Origin of the sequence: Bifidobacterium asteroides (genome assembly GCF_030758775.1) — a bacterium.
In the GTDB taxonomy this organism is placed as follows: domain Bacteria; phylum Actinomycetota; class Actinomycetes; order Actinomycetales; family Bifidobacteriaceae; genus Bombiscardovia; species Bombiscardovia kimbladii.
On the sequence record NZ_CP132384.1, the window covers coordinates 276,085 to 288,913 of the forward strand.

Consider the following 12,829-nt stretch of genomic DNA (forward strand, 5'->3'; position numbering starts at 1 on the left):
GCACAAATGCAAGTATAGCTGACGACCGCGTCTTACGTCCTGAGAACCTTGTGGTACTCGCTTAGGCCTGCCTTTTAGCTAGTTCGGGGAAGAAAACGCGATTTATGACAGGTATTTGGTGGAGATAAAGAGCCATTAGTAGATCAAAGATTAGACGGACAGTGAAGATAATCAGAGTCGCTGCGAGCGAGGTAAATTGATTCAGCACTCGTGGGATAATGATTTCCCACGGCAAGACGTCGTCCTCTAGGAGATGCACGCAAAGTATGGCCAGTGTGTATCGGCCCAATTTGGCTAGTACTGAATTTATCAAAGGCAGGTTTGAATCGATCAACTTAGACAGGCCAACCACGCAGACGGTACCGCCTAATGCACCTAGAAACGTCAGAAGGGGAATTTTCCCGTATTGGTTGACTGCCATGCTGAAGCCGCTAAATCTCCAAATAGATGCCACCCAAGCAATAGAGGGGATGATCCATAGCCAAGGATACTGGATCAAGATTTTCTGCAGATTGAGTTGATGGGCTAGGTGACCCAGGTAAACGAAAGTGGCGGCAGCCATGCCTGCTTGGATGCTCCAGGGTAGCCAACCTATGTGGGCACTTGTATAGCCTATGGCGAAGAAAAGGGCAATCCAGATAAATGTATAGGGGAGGTGTACTGCCAGGTTGACCAAGAGGTGTGCCCAAAAGAGTGCCAAGAGGAACCATATGGCCCCTATGCTGTGGTGGACAGACCAGAATAATCCGTCTACCGGTGCCCCGGCACCGTAGATAGAAGCCTTGGTCCAGATCACTAGGGAATTCAGGATGGATCTGTGTAAAGGCAACGCAAGCAGAACATTGCAAATGATCACCATAAATGAGGTCAATCCGTAGGAAACTAGAAGCTCTCTGATTTCCTTGCGCCAGGCAAACTTGCTTTCCGGATGGGAAAAGAACCCTGAAAGTGCGAAGAAAAGAGGCATATGAAAAGAAAAACAGCAACTATAAAAAAGAAACGAAACGTGGTCCATGCTCTCGGGCCTGTTCACATTGAGTGTGCTGTGTCCCAGAATGACAGCAAGGATGGCGAGCCCGCGCGCGATGTCAAAATACCGAACTCTCACCTTTGCCATATTCGTTTTTGATGCCTTTCGCGCTCTTTGCATGCATACAGCAGCATCTGACCGCCCGCCTGCCAGCTTGCTTTCGATGGTTGTGCCCTAAGGCTATCATGTCGCATTATGCATTTGCCAAGGTCGAAGACTACTTTTTTGGTACGGACTCTGATCCGGCAGCAACTAGTACCCATATTGTGTGTGTTTCTAGCTTTTTCGGCAGAGGTTTTCATCTTCAATCTGCCTTATTGGTTGACACGTAACGCCATGCCCATCCAGGCTGTCAATGAGGGTCTGGGTCCAGGTTTGGTTCAGATAGGGGATGGAAAGGCCAGGGTTACTGACCCTGCGCAGGCTTGGATGGATATTTCAGCCTCTGATCGAATAGAATACTTGTATCTCAATCCGGGCACTGGCAGGCAGCAACGTAGCTTAAGTTCGGATGCTAAGAGCTTGAGCTGGACTACTAGTACTAAGAAGCCAACCGAGAGCGGCTGGTACCATTCCACAGCCCCTATTATGTTCTCTCCTGACAATGAGATGACCAGGTATTCACACATTGGTGGCGGTGCCACTAATGTTCGGTTGATATATAAAGCCAATGTCAATGACACGTTTACAATCCCCTCTTTCACTGTTAATCCTCGCGTACCTTTTCGCTTATCTTGGCCGAGAGTAGCCCTAGAAGCAGTCTTGGTTTTGCTGATCATCTGTTTCCGACCGAATTCCCCTCTTTATAGGCGTCGATTGGCCTCTGGAGATATAGTCTGTTGGGCCGGAATGTTTATTCTTCTGATCATCGAAATATGCGCTGTGATCAAATTGTGGTTAATAGCCGGTGGTAGCGATACGCCCATCGGGCTTGACCGGCTAGGTAACGGCCAATTCTTCGACAACGGCCAATATAACCATATGGCTGATGCGCTCATCAACGGTCACGTTGCTTTAGACATGCCGGTCAACAAAGATTTAGCGGCGCTCTCGAACCCCTATGATACTTGGGCGAGGACTCAGATCGCAGCGACAGGTAGAGATCGGACGCCGATTCTTTTCGATACGGCCTTTAAATCGGGAAAATACTACAGCTATTTCGGAGTACTTCCTGCGCTCTTTATGTTTGCTCCATTTAAGATGATTACTGGAGCCGAGCTATCGGTGGGCTCTGCCATCTTAATCCTGGCTTTGATTAACACCATAATGTCTATGGTGGTGGCCATTCAGATTGCCCGCCTTTTCTCTCGGTCGAAGTCATCTTGCAGTCTGGGTGCAGTTATGTTGATTAGTTGTGCTATTTTCATGGGTCTACAGATCATAAACTTAGTGCCGGTGAGACTCTTTTACCAGATTCCTCAGACCATGGCTCGGGCTTTTGTCCTAATAGCTATTTCTTGTTGGGTACAGTCCAAATTGTCAGGTCTTAATAAGGCTTGGTTGGCTTTGGGTTCTTTGGCAATGGCAATGACCTTGGGATGTCGCCCTCAATTCATGCTGGCTGCTATTGTGGCCATCCCCCTCTTCTGGGAGGAGATACGCGGTCTTTGGTTGCAGGGACGGACAGGAGTCCGTGGGCTGGCTAGGGAGGCTGGAGTATGGGCCTGTGCCTTATTACCTGTTCTTCTGGTTTTCGCACCGCTCTTGGCCTATAACAAGGTACGCTTCGGGTCTTATCTGGATTTTGGGTCGAATTATAATTTAACCGGGTTTGATATGCCCAACTCCAGCCTTCCTTATACCCAGCTTTTCCCTATGATTTTCCTCTATTTTCTGCAGCCCCCTGTCATTTCTACTTTCTTCCCCCTTGTGGCTAAGACACCACAGCCACTCCCCCTTTGGGCACCCATGCAGAACAGTTATGGCGGTTATCTAACCACTATTGCTCCCTTTGCGTTGATTCTTTTTTTGTTGCCGAAATGGCGTGTCTGCCTGAAAACGCATCGGGTGAGTTCACTCTGCTGGTTCTTGGGCTTTTATGCTGTAGTCGTTTTCTTTTTCGACGTGCATGCGGTTGGATACGATGCACGTTATCTTGTGGATTGGGGTTGGGCTTTAATGCTTCTTTTTGCAATGCTGTTTATGTCCATTGACAGTGAGCGGAAAATAGATGTGCCCAAAAACGTGGTTTCGACTGGTGAAACTGACTGTGCAGAATGTCTTGGAGCATTTACTGAGCTTTCGCGCGTGATGATTGGATTGGTCACAGCTGGAATGGCTCTGGGGGTTATCCTCAACCTCCTCCAACTTCAAGCTGTTGAGGGAACCTCACTGTGGTGGGATGTCTATTCCTGGTTCCTCTTTGTGTAGATGATCGAGGGTTTTGACCTAGGGTTATTATTCGTATGTATGTTTTTCGAATGTAAAGCATGAATTCGGTTGTTGAGACGAGGTGCCTACAGGTATGCCAACCATGAAATTTGCCAACATTATTTTGGAGGCCAACCAGAGGTCAGTGTCCTACCCAGACCTTTACTGCCGTTCTGATCAGCCGGTGATTTACGACGATCATGAGGGCGAATGGGCTATGTACAGGGCGGGGCTCTATGATTTCAACACATACTTCAATTCCTTATCTGTTATGAAGCTTCGGCGTTACACCCGGTCCACTGGGTATACCCTGCACCTGGAGCTACGAGGTGCCGACTGCACGGTTATGCAAACCATGGGCGATGCCTTTGCTGTGCACCCTGTGCCCGTCAAGGAGGTCGAATTCCATGTTGAGGCATCTGATACTTGGCAGGATCTGGATATTCCATTGAAGGTGACAGACGATATGGTCCTGATCGGGTTCAGCATCGAGACTCAGGGGCAGGTTTATATCCGTAATGGATACTATGCCCTGGATTATGAGGGCGATGAGCGGTCAGTGGAACTGGCCCTGGCTACCACTACCTTTAAGAAGGAGAGCTACATCACTCACAATATTGGTCTTGTTCGTAAAAAGATTGTTGAATCCGGTGAAGACATTGCGGATCACTTCCATATGTATGTCATTGATAATGGCCGTACATTGGATGCTCCAGCTCTGACCAGCGAACGGATACGGATTATTCCAAATGACAACGTGGGCGGGGCAGGCGGTTTTACCCGGGGAATGTTGGCTGCTATGGATCAGAAACCCAGGGCCACCAACATCCTGCTCATGGATGATGATGTGGATGTGTCTCCCGAAAGCATCAAGCGGACCTACAACCTTCTGAGAATCCTCAAGCCAGGCTACGAAAAGGCCATGATCAGTGGTGCCATGCTCAATTATGAGGTAGGCGAGGACCAATGGGAGGACATCGGGTACATGACGCCTGAAGGTACTTTTTCCCCCTGCAAGCCTGGTCTGCGTCTAGTGCTCTTTGAAGATTTGATTTACAATGAGCTCTTCAAACCCACCAAAGTTATGAAGGCCAATCTTTATGCAGCTTGGTGGTACTGCTGCATTCCTCTGTCGGTCATAGACAAGAATGGTTTGCCTCTGCCGTTCTTCGTGCGTTCCGATGATGCAGAGTACGGAATGCGCTGTAAGACGCCCTTCATTACAATGAACGGTCTGTGTATCTGGCATATGTCCTTCCATGAGCGTTACAACGCCGCCGTAGAACGGTATCAGACAACTCGTAATACAATGATTGCCCAAGCGACCACCGGGGTCGCCCAGAGTTCTGACTTCATGCGCGAGCTTCATAACAACATTCGGTTGGAGCTGAAGAAGTTCGGTTATCAGAACGCCGAACTTTGTTTGGATGCCTTCGAAGATTTTCTCAAAGGGCCAGGTTTCTTCAGCCAAGTAGGGAAGGCGGAAGAGACCTTCCTCCGGGCGAATCGTGTCAAGGAGCAGCTGGTGGACTTCGATCAGTTGCAGCGACAGCTGGATGCGGATCCGGAAACGAAGGGGCTCAGATTAAATCAAATCGACCGTCAATTGATTGATGGGAACAAGCCTCGCACCACGCTGGAGCGCTTGGAGGACTATGTAACCGATAATGGGCAGCGCTATCTTAAGACCCAAGGAAAGGGTTATGCAGTCATTCCTCTGCTTGGCTGGGTTTATCCGGCGGGGGCGATTCGCGGCAAAAACAAACTTATCGTTCTGGATTGGTACAACCGCAAGGGCGCTGTACGTGTTAAAGATCCTGAACGGTATGCCAGGATTAAGAAGCGCTATGCCAGGGATTTGCGCTATTATAGGGCCAATATCAAGAGGATTAGCCGCGACTATGCCCATGATCGTGCACGGCTGACCTCTCAGAGATTCTGGCGCAAATATCTGAAGATGGACTGAAAATTCGCCTTCTGTGAATAGTGTTTCATAGCATGTCAGGCCGAGTGCTGAAGTATGGTGGTGCGGTCGTCGATAGGAAATGAACGTGAAACAACTTGTGCAAAAGATCAGGGACCGATACGGGTATGCGCTGACCGTGCTGCGCGGCTTGGTAAAGACTGATTTCAAGCTGCGGTACCAGGGTTCTTTCCTGGGCATCGCCTGGTCGGTACTCAAGCCGCTTATGCTTTTTTGCGTCATGTATCTGGTTTTTGCCAGATTCCTGCGTATGTCAGACGGAACAGCGACTTATCCGGTTGTCCTGTTGCTGGGCATCAGCTCCTGGCAGTTTGTGACTGAATCCACGAATGTGGGCCTGCGCTCCGTGGTAGACCGCGGTGACCTTCTGCGCAAGATACATTTTCCTAACTATATCGTGGTAGTTTCAGCCACGATTGGGGCTATGATTTCCTATGCCATAAACCTTGTTGTGGTTCTTGTCTTTGCTCTTTTCAGCAGGGTTCACTTCACTTGGCGAATCATCTTCCTGCCGATCAATGTGGCTGAGCTCTACGTGGTCACTCTGGCCATGACGTTGATCATGGCAACCATGTATGTTTACTACCGCGATATCGCCCACATTTGGGAAGTGCTTCAGCAGCTGATTTTCTATGCTATGCCCATTATCTACCCCCTGAAGTACGTGACTGATCGTGGGGGCAGGCTGGCCTTTCTGGCTCGGTTGGAGTTGATTAACCCCATAGCCCAATCCATTCAGGACATCCGCCACAACTTCATTGCGCCGGAGACTCAGCCTACTATATGGAACCAGTTTCACAGCTTTTGGATTATGATGATTCCCTTGGTGATTACCCTAGGTCTGCTTTGGTTTAGTATCTGGCTGTTCCGCCGTAACAGTCGCAAATTCGCGGAGGTCATGTGATGTCTAGCGATGATCAAACCTACGAAGAAGTCCTGCAACGTTATCAGCAGGCACCAGTGGTTCTTTCCGTTGATCATGTTTCCAAGTACTTTAAGCTCCCCACAGAGCAGGCCACTGGTCTCAAACAGGCATTCATTAACTGGACCAAGGGCATCAAAGGCTATAAGAAGCAGCAGGTTCTTCAGGACATCAGCTTTGAGGTTCATCAGGGGGAGTTCTTCGGCATTGTCGGGCGTAACGGTGGCGGCAAATCCACTCTACTCAAGCTGATTTCGCAGATTTATTGCCCCGAGCACGGTTCCATCCACGTGGTCGGCAAGCTGGTCCCCTTCATCGAGCTGGGTGTAGGGTTTAACCCGGAACTGACTGGCCGTGAGAACGTCTACCTGAACGGAGCCCTGCTCGGGTTCACCAGAGATCAAGTGGATGCCATGTACGATGACATCGTTGAGTTCGCTGAACTTGATGACTTCATGGACCAGAAACTTAAGAACTATTCCTCTGGCATGCAGGTCCGCTTGGCTTTTTCCGTGGCCATCAAGGCCCAGGGGGATATCCTGGTTCTGGATGAGGTCCTGGCTGTGGGGGATGAGGCTTTCCAGCGCAAGTGCGATGATTATTTCACTGAAATCAAGAAAGACCCTACAAAAACTGTCATCCTCGTCACTCATGATATGGGTTCAGTCAAGAAATACTGTACCCGAGCCATGATGATCGCCGACGGGCGGGTGGAAGCACTAGGAGATCCAGAGACCGTTTCTCATAAGTACACCTTGGCTAATTTGGAAGCTGAGCGTACAGCGGAGCACGAGATGCAGATTCAGCGTGGGGGCTACGCCAACGGGTTGAACGATCGCTGTCCTATTCTGAGGACCATTCCAGTTTCCCCGCAGGTGAGTGACGGTACTGGCGTTTTCAAGTTCGATGTCGAGTACCAGTACGACCAGCCAGGTGATTTCTATCTAGCTGTAGCTCTGCACGATATCAGGCGGGGAGGCATTACCTATGATACAGGCCCAAAAACCATGCGTATGCGCCGCCACGGCCACCAGATTGTTCACTTCGAGCTTCCGCTGAACGTTTTTAACAATGGTGAGTTCCGTTTGATTACGTCTTTGCGCACTCCCAATCCCAACGATCCTCATGGGACGGACGCTGTGGGGGTGGCGCTGGACGAGAACGCCTGTGACTTTGTTATACGAAATAAGCGGAATGGAGAGTATGCTCTCCTCAGCGATCGGGCACTGACCATAGCTGCCCTGGACCCTGACCAGGTGGACGAAGTGGATGGGTGATTCCCGTCTTCGTGCTCGGGATAGGATGATTTTGAGACGATTCGGCGGCTGTGCCGCGGGAAGGTATTTGACCCATGAAGGTTCAAGAGATGGCAGACACAGGTTTTGAAAGTGTGGTCCGGGTGGTCTTTCCCGAGCGTGACCAGGAACAGGTGCTTCCTTTGTATGCCATTGACTGGTCACCTTCGCACCTGTCGAATACGGTTATGGATCCACGGACGGATGTGAAGCGCATCAGGCTGAATGCTATGAATCAGTCTGAATATCAACGGCTGGTGGGCCAGGCTCTAACGCGGACCGGCGCAGGCGTGACCACCAATGACTTCGACCTTCTCTCCAGGCGATCTCTGCGTATCCACGCCGGTGGGCGGATCTCACTCTGCACTTTCTTCAACGCCTTCCCAGCCGGTTACTGGCGTCGTTGGACCAGAGTCGATACCGTCAGGCTGACCCTGATGGTTTGGGGCCGCGGTGAGGTCCGAGTCATGAAATCCAATGGTCGGGGTATCTTCACCTGTGCCGGTTCTGTCCGGATCGAGCAGGATGGACAGACGGAACAGGGAGAACACATTGCCCTGGACATACCTATGACTGGTCTGGTTGACGGCGGTTACTGCTGGCTGGAAGCACAAGCCAGCAAGGGTGATACCTTGACTATCAAGGATGCGGACTGGCAAGTACCCATTCGTGCCAGGACCGCATCCCACCAGACCAGTGTATCCGTCGCTATTACTACCTTTAACCGCGCCCCCTATTGCTTGCGGCAGCTGCAGGACCTCGCTGCTGCTACTGAGCTCCGTAGCCGATTGGATACTATATACTGCACTGACCAAGGTAATGAATTCGTCAATGACCAAGAAGGGTACGGAGCCGTGGCACAGTCTCTGGGTGACCAGCTGACTTATATGCGCCAACGGAATCTGGGAGGGTCAGGCGGATTTTCGAGGGGCATGTATGAGACGCTCAAAGCCGGTCGGTCCGACTACGTCCTCCTCCTGGATGACGATGCCATTAGTGAGCCGGAGTCTATCCTTCGTGCAGTTCAGTTCGCCGACTATGCATGCAAGCCCATGCTGGTCGGTGGAGGCATGTTCCACCTAGACAACCGGACCGTCCTCTACACTCAGGGGGAGCGGCTGAACTGGAAACGTATGTGGATGGAGCCTTCTCAAGGGCTGGGTTACAACCATGATTTCGCCTTGGAGCCTCTTCGTGATTGCCCTGAACGCCATCAGCGTATTGACGAGGACTTCAATGGGTGGTGGATGTGCCTGATACCAATCAGTGTCATCAGGGAAATTGGTCTCTCCCTACCGGTCTTCATTAAATTTGACGATGTTGAGTATTGTCTTCGGGCACAGCATGCCGGCTATCCCACGGTCTGTCTTCCGGGAGTTGCGGTCTGGCATCAAGCTTGGCATGAGAAGGATCCGGCGCGTACTTGGGAGGAGTACTACACGGAGCGCAACCGGTGGTTGGCCGCCCTTCTCTTAGAACCTGAGTTCCCTGTATCTCGAATCATGACGGAAACCTTGTATGGGGATGCTAGTCTGGGGCTGCGCTTTACCTATTCAGCTATGGCTCTGCGCAACTTGGCGCTTCAGGATCTTTTGAGAGGGCCACAGTATATCGTTGAGACTTTCCCCACCAAGCTAGACCAGGTACGCCGCCTCAGGGCGGGCTTCACTGATGCGCAGACTACCAAGGATCTCTGGTCTCTACCGGCTCCTGATCATGAGACCATACCCCCGCGTAAACGGCCACAGAGTAGGGAACATCGGATGTTGGTGGCGTTAAAGCTCCTTGCCAAGTCCGTGTTGACTGACCGTGACGCCACAAGAGACCAGCAGCCTGACACTTCCATAGCAGCTCAGGACGCAGCTTGGACCTGGGTGGCTTTCGATGGCATAGATTCGGCCTTAGTCACTTCGCCAGATGGCGATTCGGTAGCCTGGCTTAAACGGGACAACAGCGAATTCCGTCGTCTCATGGGTCAGGGTTGCCGTTTAGCTTTGACTATCAGGAAGCACTGGAAAGAAATTTCGGCCCAATATCGTGATTACGGCCTGGCCTCTCTTGATACTTGGCAGCGAATTTTCGCCAATAGCGGCATGAAGGTGATTCCCTATTCTTCCGAGAGAGATGGAAAACCCGGGTCCAAGATAGGTAGCGAATGACCACCATGGTCGGCATAGGGAGTGATCAGACTTGCCCCTGCAACCTCATGGTTACTGGCGGGGCGGGATTCATTGGGAGCAACTTCGTGCGTTGGGTCGGCCAGCACCATCCCAACACAAGGATTGTGGTCTTTGACGCCCTTACTTATGCGGCCATTCCTGGTAGCCTTCCCGATACGGGTCCAAATGGCCCTTTTCTGGTCAAGGGCGATATCTGCGATCCTGGAGCCGTAGAGAGGGCTATCAGCGAATACGGAATCGATACCGTCGTTCACTTTGCAGCCGAGTCCCATAACGACAACGCCATTCAATCTCCCGATCCCTTCATCAAAACCAACATCCAGGGCACCTATATCCTTCTTCAAGCTGTTCGTCGACATGATTTGCGCTTTCACCATATTTCTACGGATGAAGTCTATGGCGATTTAGATTTTGGTGATTCCAGGCGTTTTGACGAATCAAGTCCTTACAGGCCTTCCAATCCATACTCGGCTAGCAAAGCAGCTTCGGACCATCTAGTCAGGGCCTGGTGGCGTACCTATGGGACTCGGGTGACTATCTCCAACTGTTCTAATAACTATGGACCGCGCCAGCATGTGGAGAAGTTCATTCCCCGTCAGATCACCAATATTCTCGCAGGGATTCGTCCCCGCCTCTATGGCGAAGGGCGGGAGTCCCGTGATTGGATTCACGTTCAGGACAACTGTGAAGCTATTTGGACCGTTCTGACCCGGGGGATATTGGGATCCACCTATCTGATAAGTGCGGATAACGAATACAGCAATCGGGAGGTTCTAGCCATGATCCTAGAGGAGATGGGACAGGAACCTGATGCCTTCGACAGAGTACCTAACAGGCCGGGGGTGGATCGGCGCTATGCCTTGGATTCCAGCCGAATCCAGTCGGAATTGGGTTGGAGGCCTCGACACCATGATTTTCGGCACGGGCTCAGGGATACGATCGATTGGTACGCCTCGCATCAGGATTGGTGGAGGCTCGCCAAAGAAGAAACTGAGCGTCGTTACAAGATCCAGGGGCACTGAGTGTAGCTTGCTGCTTTGTTTCTGAGACAAGGTCGGGACTAGTGTATATTCTTAATAAGTTACTGGGTGGCTGTCCTGACTTTGGACAGCCAGATCTGGTAATCTGCTACACCCTCCTGTCACGGAAGGTCCGTGACCTGTAAGTCCAAAGGAGGTGGGTGATGTCTGCGCACAAGTATGAATTGATGTTCATTGCCGATCCGGCCATGGATGAGCGCTCGCTGAAGAAGCTGACCGACCAGTATCTCGAGGTGGTCACCAAGGAAGGCGGCTCCGTCGACAACATCGACGTCTGGGGCCGTCGCAAGCTGGCCTATGAGATCGACAAGCACAAGGAAGGCAACTACGTGGTGGTCGAATACACCTGCGAGCCTTCCGCCAGCGCTGAGCTCGATCGTGTGCTCAACCTGAACGAGTCCGTCATCCGCACCAAGATCCTTCGCAAGGATGACAAGTAAGCAAACAGCAAAAGGACATCGAAGCGTCGGCTGACATCCAGTTCTCGCGTCGAAGGTCCAAGGGTGCGGGATTCGCCCCAGTAGGCCCATTCCCAAGTCCTCACTCCGAGGAAAGGTCGTGACATGGCGGGAGATACATACATCACCGTGGTGGGTAATCTCACTGCGGATCCGGAGGTGCGTACGACCTCCAACGGAGGCACGGTGGCCAATCTGACCATCGCGTCCACGCCCAGGCAGTTCAACAGGAACTCGGGGCAGTGGGAGGACGGCGACTCGCTCTTCATGCGTTGCTCGGCTTGGGATTCTACATACAGTCCCATGGCCTCCAACATTCAGGCCAGCCTGACCAAGGGCATGAGGGTAATAGCCCAGGGTCGTCTGGTGCAGCGCTCCTATCAGGATCGCGAGGGCAACAACCGCACGGTTGTGGAGCTGCGTCTGGACGAGATCGGACCTGCACTGACACGGAACACCGCTCAGGTCACCAGGAACGCCAACACCGGTGGCGGAGGATCTCGTGGCGGTTTCGCCGGCTCCAGCAACGGCGGCTACCAGGGTGGGGCATCCTACCAGGGCGGCACCGGCGCGGCATCGGCCCCTATGGGTCGTCAGCAGCCAGCGCAGAGCCAGCAGGCCCCGGCCCAGGATCCTTGGTCATCGACCGGATCTGGCGATTCCTTCGGATCCTTTGGGTCCACCGGCGAGTTCGGTGGTTCTGGAGACGATCCCGAGTTCTGAAGTTTCATAGCGTCATCATTCATTTAAGGAGTACCAATGTCACGTAAAAGGCCGCAACCGCCGGTCAAGCCCTTCAAGAAAAAGCCGAATCCTCTGAGGGCTGCCAAGATTCATACCATCGATTACAAGGACGTGGCTCTGCTGCGCAAGTTCATCTCGGACCGGGGCAAGATCCGTTCCCGCCGCATCACCGGCGTCACCGTCCAGGAGCAGCGCGAGATCTCCAAGGCTATCAAGAACGCCCGCGAGATGGCCCTGCTGCCCTACGCCACCAACGGTCGCTGAGGGAGGTCAGGATTATGGCAAAGGAAACCAAGGTTATTCTGACCGATACCGTGACCGATCTGGGTCATAAGGGCGACGTTGTCGGGGTCAAGCCTGGCTATGCGCGCAACTTCCTGATCCCCCAGGGACTGGCTTTCGCCTGGTCCAAGGGCGCTGCTGCACAGATCGAATCCCTGCAGAGGGCACGTCGTGCCAAGTCCATGGCCACCCGCGAGGATGCCGTGGCAGCCAAGACCGCCATCGATGGCCAGACCGTCGAGATCGCAGCCAAGGTGTCTGATTCGGGTAAGCTCTTCGGCGGCATCTCCAATGATGCCATCGCTCAGGCTCTTCGCCCCTTGGCCGATGTGGATCCCCGCTCCATCTCCGTGGAGACCATCAAGACCACCGGAGAGTTCCCGGCCACCGTGGCCCTGCACCCCGAGATCTCGGCCGCTTTCACGGTCAAGGTCGTCGCAGAGTAGTAAATCTGACCTATCCCATAACGATCCTTTTTGAAATAGGGATCTGGGCTTAAGCAGGAGGCCTTCCCGCAGCAGGTA

The 12,829-nt window shown here is 52.4% G+C and carries 11 protein-coding genes; 10 read left to right on the forward strand and 1 reads right to left on the reverse strand.

Annotated features, from left to right (window positions below; genetic code table 11):
• Window positions 1–61 precede the first annotated feature (61 nt).
• Entirely contained in the window at window positions 62–1,117 is a 1,056-nt protein-coding gene (locus tag RAM15_RS00995) for an acyltransferase family protein (protein ID WP_306221689.1), read from the reverse strand.
• Window positions 1,118–1,879: 762 nt separating this feature from the next.
• On the opposite strand from RAM15_RS00995, the gene RAM15_RS01000 reads away from it, so the two are divergent.
• The 10 genes from RAM15_RS01000 to rplI all read left to right on the forward strand — a co-directional run bounded on the left by RAM15_RS01000 (window position 1,880) and on the right by rplI (window position 12,751).
• Window positions 1,880–3,400 carry a hypothetical protein gene (locus RAM15_RS01000; protein ID WP_267400485.1) on the forward strand — a complete coding sequence of 507 codons (1,521 nt, stop codon included), beginning with the start codon at window positions 1,880–1,882 and terminating at the stop codon, window positions 3,398–3,400.
• Between the two features lie 94 nt (window positions 3,401–3,494).
• Window positions 3,495–5,366: a glycosyltransferase family 2 protein gene (locus RAM15_RS01005; protein ID WP_306221690.1), complete on the forward strand. Its 1,872-nt coding sequence runs from the start codon at window positions 3,495–3,497 to the stop codon at window positions 5,364–5,366.
• Window positions 5,367–5,445: 79 nt separating this feature from the next.
• Window positions 5,446–6,288 (forward strand): ABC transporter permease, encoded by an 843-nt coding sequence (locus RAM15_RS01010; protein WP_372338661.1) that lies wholly within the window; start codon window positions 5,446–5,448, stop codon window positions 6,286–6,288.
• On the forward strand, window positions 6,288–7,583 hold the full coding sequence (locus tag RAM15_RS01015; protein ID WP_306221691.1) for an ABC transporter ATP-binding protein: 1,296 nt from the start codon (window positions 6,288–6,290) through the stop codon (window positions 7,581–7,583). The genes RAM15_RS01010 and RAM15_RS01015 overlap by 1 nt, the downstream gene beginning before the upstream one ends.
• Before the next feature lie 74 nt (window positions 7,584–7,657).
• Complete coding sequence (locus tag RAM15_RS01020) at window positions 7,658–9,760, forward strand: glycosyltransferase (protein ID WP_306221692.1); 2,103 nt, start codon at window positions 7,658–7,660, stop codon at window positions 9,758–9,760.
• Window positions 9,757–10,803 carry a dTDP-glucose 4,6-dehydratase gene (gene rfbB / locus RAM15_RS01025; RefSeq protein ID WP_306221693.1) on the forward strand — a complete coding sequence of 349 codons (1,047 nt, stop codon included), beginning with the start codon at window positions 9,757–9,759 and terminating at the stop codon, window positions 10,801–10,803. The genes RAM15_RS01020 and rfbB overlap by 4 nt, the downstream gene beginning before the upstream one ends.
• 161 nt (window positions 10,804–10,964) lie before the next feature.
• The gene (gene rpsF, locus RAM15_RS01030; protein WP_015021308.1) at window positions 10,965–11,261 is read left to right on the forward strand and encodes a 30S ribosomal protein S6; all 297 of its coding nucleotides are present in this window, start codon (window positions 10,965–10,967) and stop codon (window positions 11,259–11,261) included.
• A 123-nt stretch (window positions 11,262–11,384) separates the two neighbouring features.
• On the forward strand, window positions 11,385–12,002 hold the full coding sequence (locus RAM15_RS01035; RefSeq protein ID WP_306221694.1) for a single-stranded DNA-binding protein: 618 nt from the start codon (window positions 11,385–11,387) through the stop codon (window positions 12,000–12,002).
• Between the two features lie 36 nt (window positions 12,003–12,038).
• Window positions 12,039–12,287: a 30S ribosomal protein S18 gene (gene rpsR / locus RAM15_RS01040; RefSeq protein ID WP_015021310.1), complete on the forward strand. Its 249-nt coding sequence runs from the start codon at window positions 12,039–12,041 to the stop codon at window positions 12,285–12,287.
• A 14-nt stretch (window positions 12,288–12,301) separates the two neighbouring features.
• Window positions 12,302–12,751: a 50S ribosomal protein L9 gene (rplI, locus tag RAM15_RS01045; protein WP_024627583.1), complete on the forward strand. Its 450-nt coding sequence runs from the start codon at window positions 12,302–12,304 to the stop codon at window positions 12,749–12,751.
• The last annotated feature ends 78 nt before the right edge of the window (window positions 12,752–12,829 follow it).

What these genes read in the sequence shown, in the direction of transcription:
- RAM15_RS01010 (WP_372338661.1), top strand. Translation starts at nt 5,446, where the DNA reads ATGAACGTGAAACAACTTGTGCAAAAGATCAGGGACCGATACGGGTAT.
- RAM15_RS01005 (WP_306221690.1), top strand. Translation starts at nt 3,495, where the DNA reads ATGCCAACCATGAAATTTGCCAACATTATTTTGGAGGCCAACCAGAGG.
- rplI (WP_024627583.1), top strand. Translation starts at nt 12,302, where the DNA reads ATGGCAAAGGAAACCAAGGTTATTCTGACCGATACCGTGACCGATCTG.
- rpsR (WP_015021310.1), top strand. Translation starts at nt 12,039, where the DNA reads ATGTCACGTAAAAGGCCGCAACCGCCGGTCAAGCCCTTCAAGAAAAAG.
- RAM15_RS00995 (WP_306221689.1), bottom strand. Translation starts at nt 1,117, where the DNA reads ATGGCAAAGGTGAGAGTTCGGTATTTTGACATCGCGCGCGGGCTCGCC.
- RAM15_RS01015 (WP_306221691.1), top strand. Translation starts at nt 6,288, where the DNA reads ATGTCTAGCGATGATCAAACCTACGAAGAAGTCCTGCAACGTTATCAG.
- RAM15_RS01035 (WP_306221694.1), top strand. Translation starts at nt 11,385, where the DNA reads ATGGCGGGAGATACATACATCACCGTGGTGGGTAATCTCACTGCGGAT.
- rfbB (WP_306221693.1), top strand. Translation starts at nt 9,757, where the DNA reads ATGACCACCATGGTCGGCATAGGGAGTGATCAGACTTGCCCCTGCAAC.
- RAM15_RS01000 (WP_267400485.1), top strand. Translation starts at nt 1,880, where the DNA reads ATGTTTATTCTTCTGATCATCGAAATATGCGCTGTGATCAAATTGTGG.
- rpsF (WP_015021308.1), top strand. Translation starts at nt 10,965, where the DNA reads ATGTCTGCGCACAAGTATGAATTGATGTTCATTGCCGATCCGGCCATG.
- RAM15_RS01020 (WP_306221692.1), top strand. Translation starts at nt 7,658, where the DNA reads ATGAAGGTTCAAGAGATGGCAGACACAGGTTTTGAAAGTGTGGTCCGG.